At 69.1% G+C, this 15596-nt stretch carries 16 protein-coding genes and 1 pseudogene; all 17 read left to right on the forward strand.

Annotated features, from left to right (window positions below):
- The first annotated feature begins 163 nt into the window (after positions 1 to 163).
- Positions 164 to 1363 carry a CpaF family protein gene (locus ACYVKX_RS14630; RefSeq protein ID WP_460833678.1) on the forward strand — a complete coding sequence of 400 codons (1200 nt, stop codon included), beginning with the start codon at positions 164 to 166 and terminating at the stop codon, positions 1361 to 1363.
- Positions 1260 to 1586 (forward strand): annotated as a pseudogene (locus ACYVKX_RS14635) (recombinase family protein); the annotation flags it as partial. The gene ACYVKX_RS14630 and the pseudogene ACYVKX_RS14635, both read left to right, overlap by 104 nt.
- Before the next feature lie 177 nt (positions 1587 to 1763).
- Complete coding sequence (locus ACYVKX_RS14640) at positions 1764 to 2726, forward strand: recombinase family protein (protein ID WP_460833770.1); 963 nt, start codon at positions 1764 to 1766, stop codon at positions 2724 to 2726.
- A 433-nt stretch (positions 2727 to 3159) separates the two neighbouring features.
- Positions 3160 to 3618: a helix-turn-helix domain-containing protein gene (locus tag ACYVKX_RS14645; protein ID WP_460833680.1), complete on the forward strand. Its 459-nt coding sequence runs from the start codon at positions 3160 to 3162 to the stop codon at positions 3616 to 3618.
- Between the two features lie 315 nt (positions 3619 to 3933).
- Entirely contained in the window at positions 3934 to 4614 is a 681-nt protein-coding gene (locus ACYVKX_RS14650) for an SAF domain-containing protein (protein ID WP_460833683.1), read from the forward strand.
- A gap of 3 nt (positions 4615 to 4617) precedes the next feature.
- On the forward strand, positions 4618 to 5460 hold the full coding sequence (locus ACYVKX_RS14655) for a hypothetical protein (protein WP_460833687.1): 843 nt from the start codon (positions 4618 to 4620) through the stop codon (positions 5458 to 5460).
- Positions 5457 to 7166, forward strand: coding sequence for a CpaF family protein (locus ACYVKX_RS14660; protein ID WP_460833689.1), 1710 nt, complete (start codon positions 5457 to 5459; stop codon positions 7164 to 7166). Before ACYVKX_RS14655 ends, ACYVKX_RS14660 begins: the two co-directional genes overlap by 4 nt.
- Positions 7163 to 8080 (forward strand): type II secretion system F family protein, encoded by a 918-nt coding sequence (locus ACYVKX_RS14665; protein ID WP_460833692.1) that lies wholly within the window; start codon positions 7163 to 7165, stop codon positions 8078 to 8080. The genes ACYVKX_RS14660 and ACYVKX_RS14665 overlap by 4 nt, the downstream gene beginning before the upstream one ends.
- Complete coding sequence (locus ACYVKX_RS14670; protein ID WP_460833694.1) at positions 8077 to 8994, forward strand: type II secretion system F family protein; 918 nt, start codon at positions 8077 to 8079, stop codon at positions 8992 to 8994. Before ACYVKX_RS14665 ends, ACYVKX_RS14670 begins: the two co-directional genes overlap by 4 nt.
- Positions 8995 to 9051: 57 nt before the next feature.
- Positions 9052 to 9258 carry a hypothetical protein gene (locus ACYVKX_RS14675; protein ID WP_183097425.1) on the forward strand — a complete coding sequence of 69 codons (207 nt, stop codon included), beginning with the start codon at positions 9052 to 9054 and terminating at the stop codon, positions 9256 to 9258.
- A gap of 53 nt (positions 9259 to 9311) precedes the next feature.
- Positions 9312 to 9662, forward strand: a complete 351-nt coding sequence (locus tag ACYVKX_RS14680; RefSeq protein WP_460833696.1) for a TadE family protein — start codon at positions 9312 to 9314, stop codon at positions 9660 to 9662.
- The gene (locus ACYVKX_RS14685; protein WP_460833698.1) at positions 9659 to 10117 is read left to right on the forward strand and encodes a TadE/TadG family type IV pilus assembly protein; all 459 of its coding nucleotides are present in this window, start codon (positions 9659 to 9661) and stop codon (positions 10115 to 10117) included. Before ACYVKX_RS14680 ends, ACYVKX_RS14685 begins: the two co-directional genes overlap by 4 nt.
- Entirely contained in the window at positions 10117 to 10551 is a 435-nt protein-coding gene (locus ACYVKX_RS14690) for a TadE/TadG family type IV pilus assembly protein (protein WP_460833700.1), read from the forward strand. Before ACYVKX_RS14685 ends, ACYVKX_RS14690 begins: the two co-directional genes overlap by 1 nt.
- Positions 10548 to 13799 carry a LysM peptidoglycan-binding domain-containing protein gene (locus ACYVKX_RS14695; RefSeq protein WP_460833702.1) on the forward strand — a complete coding sequence of 1084 codons (3252 nt, stop codon included), beginning with the start codon at positions 10548 to 10550 and terminating at the stop codon, positions 13797 to 13799. Before ACYVKX_RS14690 ends, ACYVKX_RS14695 begins: the two co-directional genes overlap by 4 nt.
- A 23-nt stretch (positions 13800 to 13822) precedes the next feature.
- Positions 13823 to 14089: a hypothetical protein gene (locus ACYVKX_RS14700; RefSeq protein ID WP_460833704.1), complete on the forward strand. Its 267-nt coding sequence runs from the start codon at positions 13823 to 13825 to the stop codon at positions 14087 to 14089.
- Positions 14086 to 14652, forward strand: coding sequence for a hypothetical protein (locus ACYVKX_RS14705; protein ID WP_460833706.1), 567 nt, complete (start codon positions 14086 to 14088; stop codon positions 14650 to 14652). The genes ACYVKX_RS14700 and ACYVKX_RS14705 overlap by 4 nt, the downstream gene beginning before the upstream one ends.
- A complete protein-coding gene (locus tag ACYVKX_RS14710) occupies positions 14646 to 15545 on the forward strand; it encodes a hypothetical protein (RefSeq protein WP_460833708.1) in 900 nt (299 codons plus the stop codon). Before ACYVKX_RS14705 ends, ACYVKX_RS14710 begins: the two co-directional genes overlap by 7 nt.
- Positions 15546 to 15596: the final 51 nt, after the last annotated feature.

A 15596-nucleotide genomic window follows, 5' to 3' on the forward strand; every position in this document is an offset into this window, starting at 1 on the left:
CCGCGCGTCACGGAGCACGTGAGCCCGCAGCCTGGTTGAGCGGCTCTCGCCATCCGGATGACGTCCGGTGCGCTGCCTCGTTGTGCACAGCGGTGAGACCGGGCGGTTTGAAGCCGTCGTCGAGCCGGAAGACTGACGACGCCGGATCCATCTCGGGGGATGCATGTCGCTGACGCAACACGATCGCCTGGTCGAGGAGCTCGACCAGCATGTGCGCGAGCTGGTGCGCCGGGAGGCGGTCGACCCGCAGCGCGACGCCGCCGTCGTACGCCGGATCGCCGAAGGCGTCGTCCGCGCCCACGACGACCGCAGCCTGACCGGCCGGGTCGCGCCGGTGCCGGACGTCGAGTCGATGGTGGGCGAGCTGGTCGCGCGGGTGTCCGGGTTCGGGCCGCTGCAGCCGTTCCTCGACGACCCGGCCGTGGAGGAGGTCTGGATCAACGATCCCAGCCGGGTCTTCATCGCGCGTCACGGCCGCCACGAGCTGACCAACCTGGTGCTGACCTCCGCGCAGGTGCAGGAGCTGGTCGAGCGGATGCTCAAGTCCAGCGGCCGCCGGATCGACCTGAGCCGGCCGTTCGTCGACGCGATGCTGCCCGAGGGGCACCGGCTGCATGTGGTGCTCGAGGGCATCAGCCGCGGGTTCTCGGCGGTGAACATCAGGAAGTTCTCGCTCCGGGCGGCGCGGCTGCGCGACCTCGTCGAGCTGGGCAGCCTGACCGCGCAGGCGGCGGCGTTCCTCGAGGCGTCGGTGCGCGCCGGGCTCAACATCCTGATCGCCGGCGGCACCCAGGCCGGCAAGACCACGGCGCTGAACACCCTGGCCGCCGCGATCCCCGGCGGCGAGCGGGTCGTGTCGGCGGAGGAGGTCTTCGAGCTGCGCTTCCCGCACCCCGACTGGGTCGCGCTGCAGACCCGGCAGTCCGGGCTGGAGGGCACCGGCGAGATCCGGCTCCGCCAGCTCGTCAAGGAGAGCCTGCGGATGCGGCCGAGCCGGATCATCGTCGGCGAGGTCCGCGCGGAGGAGTGCCTCGACCTGCTGCTCGCCCTCAACGCCGGCCTGCCCGGCATGTGCACGATCCACGCCAACTCCGCCCGCGAGGCACTGGTGAAGATGTGCACGCTGCCGCTGCTCGCGGGGGACAACAGACAAATGGGGATGTGTAACCTACGATGGGTGCGTGGCAGCAGAGACCGCCCTGTCGTATGGCCGCGCCAGCCGCGATCCCAAGCGGCGCGGCGCGAGTGTCGACACTCAGCTTCGGGAGAACGAGCAGTGGGCGATAGCCAACGGAGTTGCGATCATCCACACCATCCGCGACGACGATCGCTCTGCGAGCGCCTACCGCAAACGAGAACGTGAAGGCTTCGAGGAAGCGCTCAGTCTGATTCGAACGCGGGTCGTCGATCTTGTTCTCGTGTGGGAGATGAGCCGGGCGTCGCGCGACCTCGACGATTACGTTCGGCTCCGATCCGCGTGTCACGAAGCAGGGGTTCATCTGGTCTACAAGGGGCGGCGATTCGACCTGAGCCGTGCGGACGACCGATTGTCGACCGGGCTGGACGCCCTACTGGCTGAGCGTGAATCGAACGACATCCGCGATCGCAACCTGCGCACCGTCTCTGCGAACGCAAACCGGGGGCGCCCGCACGGACGTTTGCCGTACGGATTTCGTCGCGAGTACGACCCGACCACGGGCGCGCTGATACGTCAGACTCCGTACTCAGCGAGCGACCCCACACAGTTGCTGCCTGAGGCTACGGTGCTGGCGGAGGCAGCCCATGCGCTACTGCAGGGTGCCACCCTGCGCGGCATATGCCGAGAGCTGAACACTCGGGGTATCCCGACGCCTCGCAAGCCTCGACGGCACACGTTGCAGGACAATCCAGATGGTGTCGTGACCCGTTGGGAGCCAGCGACCTTGCGGCAGCTCCTGCGCAATCCGACCATCGCGGGTCGTCGAGTGCATCGAGGAGAAGACATCGGCGCCGCCGACTGGGAGCCGATCATCGATTACGGAACCTGGCTAAGACTCCATGCTCTTCTGAGTGACCCCGCGCGCCTCAGCGTCAAGGTCCCGCGAGGGCCTGCTCCGAGACACCTGCTGTCCGGGATTGCTTGCTGTGGCGAGTGCGGAGCCCGAATGAAGGCAGCCACAAATCTGTCCCGGTTGCCGCGCGCGTATGTATGCCGGAACGAGGGCTGCATGAAGGTGACTGTGACTGCAGACCGTGTAGACGAGCGCATCGAGGAGGTTCTCCTAGCGCTTTTCGGTCGTCCTGACTTCCAAGAGGCACTTGCGGAGGCACACCGGCGACGCGAGACCTCGATGGCAAAACGTCCTGACATCTCTTCGCTGATTGCCGAACGAGAATTGGAGCTTGAAGAGGTCGAGGACTTGCGCGCTTCGGGAGATCTGACGCTTCGCGCGTATGCGGCAGAGACGAAGCGGATAGAGAACGCGATCGAGCAGCTGCGGGGGCAGCAGGTCGCCGCCGTCTCTTCGCCAGCTTTGCGGCGATTGCTGAGCGCCTCCACCCTTCACGATGGCTGGCGAAGTGCGAGCCTCTCTGACCAACGGGAGGTTGTTCGCCTCCTACTCCGCGTGAGGATCAAACGGGCCATTGTTCGCGGGCGCAGGTTTGACCCGGGGCGGGTCGATATCGAACCGAGTGAGCTGATCACTCAGGAAGCCATGGTTTCGGGCGGTGTCGCTGCGGTCTGACGGTCCGCGAGCCCTGGCACAGCTCCACGCGAGTTGGCGACCAGGTCTCTACGATGATCAAGTTCCGACGGAAGTAGTAGCTCGAGCAGTCGATCGGCGACACGCGCTGGTGGCACCGGGAATCGCTGGGCGATCTCGCGCGCGCTGGCACTCGCCTTGTCACTCATGATTGCCTCCTCGCTGCCGCTCTGGCGACGCCAGTCGTGTTGCGTCTGGTCTCCTAAGTGCGCGAGGTGACTGTGGGCGATCACCAGCGGCAGCCAATTACGAGCGGATGGCAGCCGACATCGGGCCAAGGCGACCAGAGGTTCTGTGACGGGTGGATCAAGCCGACGCCGGTGCCTTGATTGCCACGACCGCGTGTCCGCTCCTGGGCGTGGATCCTTGTCCGCCTCGCACGTAGCGAGAACGTCTGCCGGTAGGTTCGCCACTGATGGTTTCCGGCATCGATCCTTCAGAATTGCGTGTTGCCCGCGAGAAGGCGGGACTGACACAGCACGAGCTCGCGCGCCTCGTCGGTGCGGCCGGCGGAGAGCGCATATCGCGCTGGGAGCTCGGCACGTCAGTTCCCCGGCCAGATTTCCTGGTCAAGCTCGCGCGAGCACTCGACATCCCCACGCTGCGGCTCGTTCGCCTCGACGGCGAGATTCCCGATCTCAGGGCGCTGCGTCTGCAGGCAGGGCTCACCGTGCCCGATCTGGCTGATGCCGTGAACGTGGCTGTGCCGACGTATTACGCATGGGAGCAGGGCCGCTGGACCAGGCTCCCAGCATCCAAGACGCTCGAAGCGCTCGGCCGGGCATTCGGGGAGTCCTTCGACGTGGTCGCCGCTGCGTTTAAGGAGGCTCAGCGGCAGCGCCGCGGGCGTGGGGACATCAGCCGCCTCGGCTGAGATGTGAGTGGCCCGTACGTTGGTTTGACTCGCAATCCACAGGGCAAAATTCGTTCCGGACGAACCGGGCGATTTGTGGTCCCATGGACTCCAGATTGTTCGGAAGCGTTGATGTTCAGTCCCATCGGGGGGATTGGGCCGCGCGACCTCTTGCGGTCAGGACTCGGGCGATGACATCTCGGAATCGGTCCCCTGTGGACAACGCAATGCTCGATAGAAAGGCACTAGCGTGTCGGTATCGAGTTTGAGCCCTGCTGATCGCTGCGGGTCCGTCTCGATACGTAGGTGACTGAGACACGAAAGGACTCGGGATCCATGTCGCTGAACACCGCTCAAGGGGTCGCGGGCGACGCGCCCCCCAGCAGCCGACCCACGCACAATCTCAACAACAATCCACGCCCTAAGCGGCGCCGCAGGCCGTGGGTGTTCGCACTTTGTGCAGCCCTTGTCGCCGCAGGTGCGCTGGGAACCGCGTTCGCCTTCACATCGGTAAGCGACACCCAGGAGGTCCTGGTCGTCAGCCGTGACATCAAGCGCGGCGCAACCATCGAGGCCGGTGACCTCTCAGTGGTGCGGGTCAGCGTCGACCCGGCACTGAGCCCGGTCGCCGGGAGCCAGAAGGCCGAGCTCGAGGGCAGCCGCGCCGCCGTCGACCTGTGGGCCGGCACCCTGCTCACCGAGGAGGCCACCACCGACAGCCTGGTGCCGGGGGAGGGGGAATCCTTGGTGGGCATCAGCCTCACCCCCGCGCAGATGCCGTCCGAGCCGCTCTATGCCGGTGACGCCGTCCGGATCGTCACCACGCCCGGCGACCAGGGCGAGGTCACCAACGAGGATCCGGTCACGGTCGAGGCAGTCGTCGTTGCTGTTAGCCGCGTACAGGAGACCGGCGAGACCGTGGTCGACGTCTCTGTCCCCGAAGGCGACGCCGCCGACCTGGCAGCCCGCGCCGCGACGGGCCGGGTCGCACTGGTCCTGGACACGCGGGAGCGCTGAGCGATGGCGCTGATCGTCCTCGCCTCGGCCAGCGGTTCGCCCGGCGTCTCCACCACGGCGCTGGGGCTCACCCTCAACTGGCACCGTCCCGTGCTCCTGGTCGACGCCGACCCGACCGGTTCCTCCGCGGTGTTCGCCGGCTACTTCCACGGCACCCAGGAACCCACCGGCGGGCTGATCAACCTTGCCCTTGCGCTGCGCGAGGGGACACTGGCTGCCGCCCTTCCTCGCGAAACGCTGCTCCTGGACCCCGAGGCCCCGGCCGAGCGCGCGCCCTGGTTCCTGCCTGGCATCCGCGCCCACGAGCAGGCCCCGAGCCTGCTGCCGCTGTGGGAGCCGCTTGTCGAGCAACTGCGTGCGCTGGACCGCAACGGGCAGGACGTCATCGTCGACGCCGGCCGGCTCGGTCTCACGGGCTGGCCGCAGCCGCTCGTCGCTGCCTCCGACCTGACCCTGCTGGTCACTCGCAGCTCGCTGCCCGCGCTGGCCGGTGCACGCTCGTGGGCCAAGATGCTGCGCGACCAGTTCGCCGCCGTCGGTGGCCTCTCGCGACTCGGCCTCCTTCTCGTCGACGAGGACCGCCGCTGGCCGGCGATGCCCACGGGCGTCCCGCGGGTGCGTCCCTACACGTCGCGCCACATCGCCAAGGCGCTCCAGATCTCCGTCACGGCAGCGGTGGGCTGGGATCCCGAGGCCGCGGAGGTCTACTCCCACGGTGCCCGCAAGCCGCGCAAGTTCGAGTCCTCCGACCTGGTGCGCAGCTACCGCACCGGAGCCTCCTTGATCCACTCCGTCCTCACCTCCAACCAGGCCGCCCTCGCCCACCCGATCGGAGGCCGCGCATGAGCACCAACGGACACCAGCCCGGAGCCGAGGACCGCGAGCCGCTCCGGGCCGACGAATGGCTCGCGGCGCGGCACGCCGACCGCAGCCCGCGCTCCCCGTTCGCCCGTGGCCGCGGCACCAACGGCAACGCGCCGGCCACGCAGGCACCGCCGCCGCCGGCACCGACGAGCGATGACCACGACCCGACGTCGCTGCCGATCTTCGCCGGCGCCTGGATCAGCGAGGATCAGCTGCCGGGCCGCACGCGCTCGGACTTCACCCTCCGCCCGCTCGTCGCCAGCCCCGACGACCAGCCTCACGCCATCGCCGCCACCGACTACGACGGCGCCGATGTGGGGGAGGTCGAGCTGGACTGGGAGCTCATCGCCCAGTACAGGGCCGAGATCTCCTCCCGGCTGACCGCACGGCTGGACAAGGAAGGCGGCCGGGTCACCGACGAGGACCGCGAGCAGATGGGCCTCGACGTCATCGAGGAGTTCATCAAGTCCGAGGCCGAGACTCTCGTCTCGACCGGCCGTCCACCGTGGAACCGCCGGCAGGAGAACGCCCTCAAGGCCGCGCTCAAGGCCGCACTGTTCGGTCTCGGCCGGCTGCAGCCGCTGGTCGAGCGCGAGGACGTGGAGAACATCATCGTCATCGCTCGCGGCACCGAATGCGCCGTGTGGCTGGAGCTCGTCGACGGCACCCTGGTCGAGGCCGCCCCGATCGCCGACTCCGAGGACGAGCTGCGCGAGTTCCTCGCCGACCTCGGCTCCCGGCAGAACCGGCCCTTCACCGAAGCGCGTCCGCACCTGGACCTGCGCCTGCCCGGCGGCGCCCGGCTCGCGGCCGGCTCCTGGGTGATGGCCTACACCTCGGTGGTGATCCGCCGGCACGGGATGCGCGAGGTGTCGATGGACGAGATGGTCTACGACCGCAAGGCGTGCGGTGCGATCCTGGCCGACTTCCTCGCCGCCTGCGTCCGGGCCGGCAAGAGCATCGTCGTCTCAGGCGTCCAGGGCTCGGGCAAGACTACCTGGGTCCGCGCCCTGTGCTCGTGCATCCCGCCCTGGGAGATGATCGGCACCTTCGAGACCGAGTTCGAGCTGCACCTGCACGAGCTGGTCGACCGGCACAAGATCGTCCACGCCTGGGAGCACCGGCCCGGATCCGGCGAGGTCGGCATCGACGGCCGCCAGGCCGGTGAGTTCAGCCTCGAGGAGGCCATCCACCACTCCTTCCGGTTCAACCTCGCCCGCCAGATCGTCGGCGAGGTCCGCGGCCCGGAGGTCTGGAACATGCTTAAGGCCATGGAGTCCGGCCCGGGCTCGATCAGCACCACCCACGCCCGCAGCGCCGAGCACACCGTCGAGAAGCTCGTCTCCTGCGCCATGGAGAAGGGCCCGCAGGTCACCCGCGATCTCGCGATCAGCAAGCTCGCCGCCGCCATCGACATCGTGATGTACCTGCGCTCCGAGGTTGTCCCCAACGGGGACGGCACCTTCCGCAAGCAGCGGTGGGTCGAGGAGGTCCTGGTCGTCCAGCCGAGCATCGACGCGGCCCGCGGGTATGCGACGACCCCGATCTTCGCGCCGAACCAGCTCGGCCAGGCCGTCGCGACTGGGAAGCTCGACAACTTCCTCGCCCAGGAGCTCGACCGCCACGGGTTCGACCTCGAGGCGTACAAGGCCGAGTCCCAGGCAAACCCGGGGGTGGCGATCTCATGACAGCCTTCCTGCCCGCCGTCTTCGGGGCGCTCATCGTCATCGGCCTGATCGGCATGGTCTACGCGCTGATCCCCGCACGTCCGAAGCCGCCGCGGCCCGCCCGGACCGTCACCCCGTTCGGCCGGGCGGGTGGCTGGTTCACCCGGCTCAACCCGCGCACCCGGATGCTGGTCATCGGCGGCGCTGTCGCCGGCCTCCTGGTCGCGCTGCTGACCGGCTGGGTGATCGCGATCGTGCTCGTCCCGGCCGCGATCGTCGGCATCCCGCTGCTGCTCACGCCTCCGCCGGCGGCCGCGAGCGTCGAGAAGCTTGAGGCGCTCGAGGAGTGGACCCGGTCGCTGTCCGGCAAGCTGACGGCCGGACAGTCGCTGCGCTCGGCTCTCATCAAGTCGCTGCAGTCGGTGCCGGCGCCCATCGAGCGCGAGGTCGGGCTCATGGTCTCCCGGCTCTGGAACAACACCGCCACCACCGAGGACGTGCTGCGAGCCTTCGCTGAAGACCTCAACGACTCCACCGGCGACGTGGTGGCCAGCCAGTTGATCCTCGCTGCCAGCGGGCGCGGGCAGGCCGGCTTGGCCAAGGCGCTGGACGCCCTCGCCGAGACCGTCGCCGCCGACGTGCGCGCCCGCCGCCAGATCGCCGCCGACCAGGCCAAGCCGCGGACCACGGCCCGCACGGTCACCGTGATCACCCTCGGCGTCCTGGGCATGCTCGCCCTCACCGGCGACTACATCGAGCCGTATGGCAGCCCGCTCGGCCAAGTCATCCTCGCCGTCTTGCTGACTGCCTACGTGGCCACGCTGCTGTGGATGCGCCGGATGGCGGTCGCCAAGCCGCTCCCGCGCTTCCTCGACCTCAAGGCCCGCAACGCGCACCGAGCGGCGCACGGGGAGAAGGAAGGAGCACTCGCATGACCGGCCTCCAGGTCGCGCTCGCAAGTGGCACCCTCCTCGGGCTCGCCGTTGCCCTGCTCGTGTGGCGGCTGGCCCCGTCCGACCCCGACCTCAGCGACGCCCTGGACCGGCTCTCGCCCGGCCACGTCGTGCCCCGCCGCAGCGCCGGCCCGCTCGACGTCGAGGAGAGCGCCGAACCCGGATCGCTCGTCGACCGGGTCGGCGTGTGGGCGATCAAGAACCTGCCCGGGGGAGCGTGGGCACACACGCCCCGCAAGGACCTGGCCATCCTCCAGATCAGCGAGACCAGGTTCTACGGCGAGAAGGTCGTCTGGGCGCTGCTCGGCCTGGCCATGCCGCCGCTGTTCGCGGCGTTCTTCGCGCTGATCGGGCTCCCGCTCCCATTCGTGATCCCCACCTTCGGGTCGCTCGGGCTCGCCGCACTGTTCTGGTTCATGCCCAACTACAACGCCACTGACGACGCAAAGAAGGCTCGCATCGAGTTCAGCCGGGCCCTGGGCGCCTACATCGACATGGTCGCCACCGGAGTCCGCGACGGCTCCAGCGGCCAGCAGGCGCTGCGCTCCGCGGCCGAGGTCGGCGACACCTGGGTGTTCAAGCGGATCGAGAGCGAGCTGCGCCGCGCCCGCTACATGACCCGCGCCCCCTGGGACTCCCTGCACGGGCTCGCCGATGACCTCGGCGTCCCCGAGCTCGATGACCTCGCCGACATCATGCAGCAGTCCGGCCAGGACGGCGCCCAGATCTACAACAACCTCCGCGCACGCGCCGCCGCGCTCCGTTCGGCGATGCTCAGCGCCGAACTGGGGAAGGCCAACGCCGTCTCCGAGCGCATGTACATCCCCGCCAGCCTGCTCGGCATCGTCTTCATGGCGATCCTCGTCACCCCGTCGATGCTCCGATTCGCGACCTAACACCGACGTCAATCCCCGGACACCCCGAACTCCACCACGTAGAAAAGGAACAACCCGATGTTGAAGCTCTTCATCACCCTCCAGGTGACGGCCCTCGCCGTGATCGCCAGCATGGAGGACCGCATCGTCAAGCACCGACGCGACGAGCGCGGCTCGGTCACGATCGAGCAGGTCATCTGGGCCGGCGCGGTCATCCTCATCGTCGGCATCGTCGTCGCCGCGATCAGGGCGTTCGTGACCAGCGAGGCCGGAAAGATCAAGTAGGTCCGTCCATGTTCTCCAGCTGTCGTCGCCGACGTCGGGACGAGCGCGGCTCGGTGGCCATCCAGATGGTCTTCCTGATGCCGGCGCTCTTCCTGGTGATGTTCCTCGGTGTCCAGGGCGCGTTGTACTACCACGCCCGCGAAGTAGCGCTCGCGGCCGCGCAGGAGGGCGCACGCGAGGCGGGCAGCGAGAACGGCACCCGCGAGTCCGGAGTGGCGGCCGCGAACGGCTTCCTCCAGGACGCCGGCGGATCCGACGTGATGACGTCGACCAGCGTCTCCGGGTCACGGACCACGACAACGGCCACGATCTCCGTCACCGGCAAGTCCATGAGCGTGATCCCCGGCTGGCACGTGACCGTCCGCCAGAGCGCAAGCGTCCCGGTCGAGAGGCTCACCGAATGATGGTGCAGAGCATCTGGGCACGCGCCTTCAACCGCAGCCGGGACGAGCGCGGATCGGTGGCCATCGAGGCCGCGATCGGCGTCCCGGCCTTCGGGCTGTTCGTGGCGATGATCATCCTCGGCGGCCGCGTCGAGATCGCCAAGCAGTCCGTGGAAGCAGCCGCGTACGAGGCAGCACGGGCAGCCTCGATCGAGCGAACCCAAAGCGAGGCGATCGCCGCAGGCAGGTCCTCGGCCGCAAGCAGCCTGCACGACCGGGACGTGAACTGCACCAGCACGAACATCACGGTCAACGCTGCGGCGTTCAACGCACCGATCGGGAACACCGCCCAGGTGAACGTCACGGTGACCTGCACGGTCAACCTGTCGGACCTGAGCATCCCCGGCGTACCCGGCACCCGCACGATCACCGCAACCGCGCGCAGCCCCGTCGACGCCTACCGGGAGCGCCGATGATGAGGCACTCGGTCCGACGACAGCGCGACGACCGCGGCGCCATCAGCGTCTGGTTGGCCACCGCGTCACTGGTCATGATCATCCTGGTCGGAATGACCGTCGACCTCGGCGGCAAGGTGCACGCTCAGCAGCAGGCCCGCAGTGCCGCGGCTCAGGCCGCCCGCACCGGCGCCCAGGAGGTCCAGGGCTCGACCGCCATCCGCGGCGAGGAGCTCCGCGTCGACATCAACGCCGCCAAGTCCGCCGCGCAGGGCTACCTCAACGCCACCGGCGTGGAGGGCACCGTCACCGTCGTCAACGGCGACACCCTGATCGTGCGCACCACCGACACCTACGACAGCAAGTTCCTCGGGATCATCGGGCTGGACTCGATGAGGGTCACCGGGGAGGCGTCTGCACGGCTCATCCGCGCCCAAGGAGGCACCGAACGATGACTACGCCCACCCTGCGCCAGCGGCTGACCGGGCTCATCGCCACGGTCGCCGTCCTCGGCATCATCATCGGCCTGCCGGCCCTCTTCCTCGCGATCGGAGCCAACCCGATCCCCGACCAGGCGCCGAGCTGGGAGAGCGTCAAGGACGCACTCCTCGCACCCGACGACGGCACCCTGATCCTGGGCCTGTTCAAGGTGATCGGCTGGGCCGCGTGGGCCTTCATGACCCTCAGCCTGGTGGTGGAGACCATCGCCCGGCTCCGCAACGTCCAGGCGCCCCGACTGCCGGGTCTGGGTAGGCCCCAGACCGCGGCGCGCGGCCTCATCGGCCTGGCTGCACTGCTGTTCATCGCCGCCCCCATCGCCACGCAGGCAGCAACGATCAGCTCGGCCGCCGCGGCCCCGGGAACGATGGGGCACGTCACCGCCGGCGCCGACCACGCTGCACAACAGGGACCCGCCCGCCAGGACGTCAAGGTCGAGACGACGCAGGAGCGCCAGGGAACCGAGACCGTCGACCACGTCGTCAAGCCAGGGGAGAGCCTCTGGTCGATCGCCGAGGACCACTTCGGTGACGGAGCCCGCTACAAGGAGATCGCCGAGCTCAACCGCGACCTGCTCGGCACGCAGCCGAGCTTCCTCGAGCCCGGATGGGTGCTCAAGCTGCCGGCGCCCACCCACCCAGTCCCGGCGCACGCCTACACCGTGCGGCCCAACGACACTCTCATCGACATCGCGCAAGACAAGCTCGGCGACGCCGACCGGTGGCCCGAGATCTACAAGGCCTCCACCGCGATCACCCAACCCGGCGGGGTCCAGCTGACCGACCCCGACATGATCGACGTGGGCTGGAAGCTCAACATCCCCGGCGCCGAGACGCCGACCGACGACCGGCAGTACCAGCCGCAGCCGCGAGAGGACAAGCCGCAGACCCCAGCGGAGCCCGAGGACCAGCAGCCGCCGGTGGACCCGCCGGCCGAGGAGACACCGCCGGCCACCCACGAGACCCCGGTGCCGGAGACCGCCGCACCCGAGGTCCCGCACGCTGAGGAGTCGGCAGCGCCGGCCGCCGACGTCGACCAGATCGACGACACCGACGACTCGATCCTCGAGGCACCCTGGGTCCTCGCCGGTCTCACCGGCGGGGGCGTCCTGCTCTCCGGAGCCCTGCTCATGGCCCTGCGGTCGCGCCGGCGCTCCGCCTTCCGGAACCGGCCGCCCGGGCGCGCGATCGCCGCCCCGCCGCCCGAGCTCGCGCCGGTGGAGATGACCCTGAACGCGACCGGTTCCCCCGCGGCCGCCACCGTGGAGTTCGCCGACGAGGCCCTGCGACGCCTCGCGGCCGCGGTCGGAGCCCAGGGCACCACGATGCCGCCGCTGGCCGCGGTGGAGCTCGCTCACGGCAAGCTGACAATGCACCTGAGTGCTCCGGCCGCCGTCCCCGCTCCCTGGGTGGGCAGCCCCGACCAGACCCACTGGCACATCACCACCGACACCGCGTTCGAGGACCTTGGTCCCGATACCGGCAACGTCGAGCCGCCCTACCCGCTGCTGGCCACCATCGGCATGAGCGACACCGGCGAGACCTGGCTGCTGAACTGCGAGGAGCTCTCCACGCTGACCATCAGCGGCGACGCCACCTACGGCCGCGACTTCGCCCGCCACCTCGCCGCACAGCTGGCGGTCAACCCGTGGTCGCGCCGCGTCCAGGTTGACTGCATCGGCGTGGCCGAGGAGACCGTCGCCATGGACGAGCGGATCACCTACTACCCGACCGGCGCGGCCGGAACCCCCGCAACCGCGGAGATCCTCGCCGCTGCTGTGACCACCGTCGACCGGGCAAAGCGACACGACACCGACGTTTCCACGGCCCGCACCGGCAGCGTCGACGACGACACCTGGCCCGCGCGGATGCTCCTGCTGGACGCCGCGGCCGGCGACCCCGACGACCTCGAGCAGCTGCTGCAGCTGGTCAACGACCACGTCGGCCAGTCCGGGACCTCCATCGTGGTCGCCGGCGAACGCCCCAACACCCCCGGCGCCGTGCTGCACATGACCAACACCGGCCGCGTCATCCTCGAGCACGCCGGCCTCAACCTGATCGCCGTCGGCCTCACCAGCGACGAGGCCCGCGGATGCGCCCTGGTCTACGCCCAGAGCGAGACCCCGGAGTACGTCGCCACCCCGGTGGACGAGACCGCCACCGACGGCTGGGAGGCCTACACCGACTCCTCCGGAGCCCTGCGCCGCGAGTACACCCTGCCGCGCAACACTCCCGAGGACGCCGTCGACGAGCCTCTGTCCTCCCTGCTCGAGGGCGAGGACGAGGAGTACATCCGCGAGAGCGCGATCGTGCAGGAGGACCTCGAGGCGCTCGCGCCCAAGGTGCCGGCTCACGTCCGCGCCGAGGTCGAGGAGAAGGACCCCGACCTGGACCAGGACATCGCCGACTGGTTCTCACCTAGCTGCGACCGTCCGCGGCTCACCATGCTCGGTCCGGTCGCCGCACGTACCCACGGCAAGGCGCTGGCCAAGCGCAAGCCGTATTTCACCGAGCTGCTGGCGTTCCTCGCCCTGCACCGCAAGCACGGCGCCACTCGTGAGCAGATCCGCGATGCGTTCTCGATCTCCGACGGCAAGGTGCGCGACTACACCAACATCGTGCGCGACTGGCTCGGCACGAACCCCCGCACCGGAGAGGACCACCTGCCCTACGCGGACAAGGCGCCGGCGGCCAAGGTCACAGGGGTCAACGTCTACCAGGTCGATGACGGTCTGCTCGTCGACCTCGACCTCTTCCTCCGGCTCCGCAAGCGCGGACAGGCCCGTGGCGGAGCCGAAGGTGTCGCGGACCTGTGCACAGCGCTCGAGCTCGTCGGGGAGGCCCAGCCGTTCAGCCAGCTGCGTGAGGAAGGGTGGGCCTGGCTCGCCAACGAGCCCGACCGCGTCGACCTGATGGCGGGTGGCTGGATCGCCGACGTCGCCCTCATCGTCGTCACCGAGGCCCTCGCCGCCGGTGACCTGGTCAAGGCCCGCTCCGCGGCGTACGTCGCCAACCGGGCCGACCCCGACGGCGAGAGCACCCGCCTGTGCCTGGCCCACGTCATGAAGGCCGAGGGCGACCAGCTCGAGGCCGAACGAATCCTTCGCGAGGACATCTGCAACCGGTCCGACGACGGCGACGCGCCAATGGAACTGTCGGAGCGGACGAAGACAATCATCCGTACACACGGCTGGCTTGCGAGCTGACTCGGGGAAGGGAGCACCAGCAGATGGCAACGTTCGACCAGGAGCTCACCGGCCGCTACGCCGCGGCCGGCGCCGACCTGGACGCCCGCCGCGTCGCACGGGCCGTGTTCGTGCGCGACACCATCCGCACGCTCTACAACGCGGACAAGAAGTTCGGGTTCGACCCGACCGACAACGGCTCGCTCGCCGAGCTCGTCGACGCCGCCGAAGAACACCGCGAGCACATCGCCAACGACGTCAGCCAACGATCCGTCATGGCCCCGCCCACCACAGGAGGAGACACCGCATGAGGAAGCACCACTCCGCACTCGGGGGAGTGGCCCTCGCCCTCGCCCTGGCTCTCACGGGCTGCGGCGGCGACGACAATGAGCCCACGGTCCAGGAGACCCCGAGCCAGTCCCCGTCACCGACGACGCCCACCGCCTCTCCGACTCCGAAGACGCCGGAGGAGAAGGCGGCGGCCCAGCTGACGAAGTACCTCGAGGTGAGGGATCTGGCGCAGCGAAAGCGGACGATCGACTTCAAGACCCTCAACCCGGTCGCGACGGGAGACGTGTTCCTGGACCTGCAGGAGACGGTCGTGAACATGAAGATGGGCGACGTCACCGAGACCGGCAGCTACGTCCACACGCTCGGTGAGCCCCGAAACCGGGGCAACTCGATCGAGATCACCGACTGCGAGGACCGGTCGGGGGTGACCGTCAAGGTGAAGGGCAAGGCGCGGGTTCCCGACTACACCGCGCCGGACAGGAAGCCGCTCCGTAACCCGGCGCCGGTCAAGTACACCCTCGTCAAGAACAAGGGGACTTGGAAGGTGTCCGAATCTGACCTCCTCTGGGATCAGCCGTGCTGAGGCGCATCCTCGCTCTGCTGGCGATGCTCGGTGCGTCGTTTGCGGTCGTGATCGCAGTGGCGCCCTCGGCCAGCGCTGTCTGCGAGGTCGACAAGGTCACGGGTGAGGTCGTTTGTGACGATGAAGATGGCGGCAGCAACGGCGGTGGCGGAGGCGACACCGGCGGCGGTGGCTCCTCCACGTGCAACTACAACGGGAGGGATATTCCGTGTACCGGCCCGGGAGGGTCGGTGTGGAGCAGCCTGCACGAGTGCTGGATCGGTCCTTCTGCTGAGGAGTTGGGCGAGGATCTCGTCCCGCCGGATGGCCAGACGAAGGAAGACGGCGCCTGGCACGTCTGCTACTTCCCGCCGCCCGGGTCGTCCTGGGAGTACACGTGGGTTCGGAGCGGTGAAGTCGGAATCGACCCGGTAGTGCTCGCCCAGCGGGCGATCGCCTCGATGGACCTGGACCCCATCAAGATCGGCATCGTCCCTGAGTCTGGCCCGAACCGGGTCGGCCTCGTCGGTTTGCCGGTGTGGATGTGGGTCGACAGCCCGACCGACGACACGTTCGGCCCGATCACTGCATCGGCCAGCGAGGGGTCGGTATCGGTGAGCGCCACGGGCCGTGTCTCCAGCATCGTGTGGGACATGGGTGACGGCACCAAGGTGACCTGCACCGGCAAGGGCACCCCGTACGCCGACCACTACGGCAAGCAGGACTCGCCGACCTGTGGGCACCGCTACGCGAAGATGTCGACGGACCAGCCTGACGGCGCCTACCAGGTCACCGCCACGAGCCACTGGGTCGTCGAGTGGACCGGTGGCGGCCAGTCCGGAACCATCGAGTTCGACCTGACCACCGACCCGCTGCCGATCCGGATTGGCGAGGCCCAGGTGCTGACGCAGTGATCGGGGTCGGTGCGTAGTCCGAGTGCCCAGAGACAGGTCCCCCGTCCTCGA

The sequence above is a fragment of the Nocardioides hungaricus genome (assembly GCF_054782915.1).

Excerpts from the sequence above, each read along its gene's own strand:
- ACYVKX_RS14630 (WP_460833678.1), top strand. The coding sequence starts at position 164 with ATGTCGCTGACGCAACACGATCGCCTGGTCGAGGAGCTCGACCAGCAT.
- ACYVKX_RS14645 (WP_460833680.1), top strand. The coding sequence starts at position 3,160 with ATGGTTTCCGGCATCGATCCTTCAGAATTGCGTGTTGCCCGCGAGAAG.
- ACYVKX_RS14650 (WP_460833683.1), top strand. The coding sequence starts at position 3,934 with ATGTCGCTGAACACCGCTCAAGGGGTCGCGGGCGACGCGCCCCCCAGC.
- ACYVKX_RS14655 (WP_460833687.1), top strand. The coding sequence starts at position 4,618 with ATGGCGCTGATCGTCCTCGCCTCGGCCAGCGGTTCGCCCGGCGTCTCC.
- ACYVKX_RS14660 (WP_460833689.1), top strand. The coding sequence starts at position 5,457 with ATGAGCACCAACGGACACCAGCCCGGAGCCGAGGACCGCGAGCCGCTC.
- ACYVKX_RS14665 (WP_460833692.1), top strand. The coding sequence starts at position 7,163 with ATGACAGCCTTCCTGCCCGCCGTCTTCGGGGCGCTCATCGTCATCGGC.
- ACYVKX_RS14670 (WP_460833694.1), top strand. The coding sequence starts at position 8,077 with ATGACCGGCCTCCAGGTCGCGCTCGCAAGTGGCACCCTCCTCGGGCTC.
- ACYVKX_RS14675 (WP_183097425.1), top strand. The coding sequence starts at position 9,052 with ATGTTGAAGCTCTTCATCACCCTCCAGGTGACGGCCCTCGCCGTGATC.
- ACYVKX_RS14685 (WP_460833698.1), top strand. The coding sequence starts at position 9,659 with ATGATGGTGCAGAGCATCTGGGCACGCGCCTTCAACCGCAGCCGGGAC.
- ACYVKX_RS14690 (WP_460833700.1), top strand. The coding sequence starts at position 10,117 with ATGAGGCACTCGGTCCGACGACAGCGCGACGACCGCGGCGCCATCAGC.
- ACYVKX_RS14695 (WP_460833702.1), top strand. The coding sequence starts at position 10,548 with ATGACTACGCCCACCCTGCGCCAGCGGCTGACCGGGCTCATCGCCACG.
- ACYVKX_RS14700 (WP_460833704.1), top strand. The coding sequence starts at position 13,823 with ATGGCAACGTTCGACCAGGAGCTCACCGGCCGCTACGCCGCGGCCGGC.
- ACYVKX_RS14705 (WP_460833706.1), top strand. The coding sequence starts at position 14,086 with ATGAGGAAGCACCACTCCGCACTCGGGGGAGTGGCCCTCGCCCTCGCC.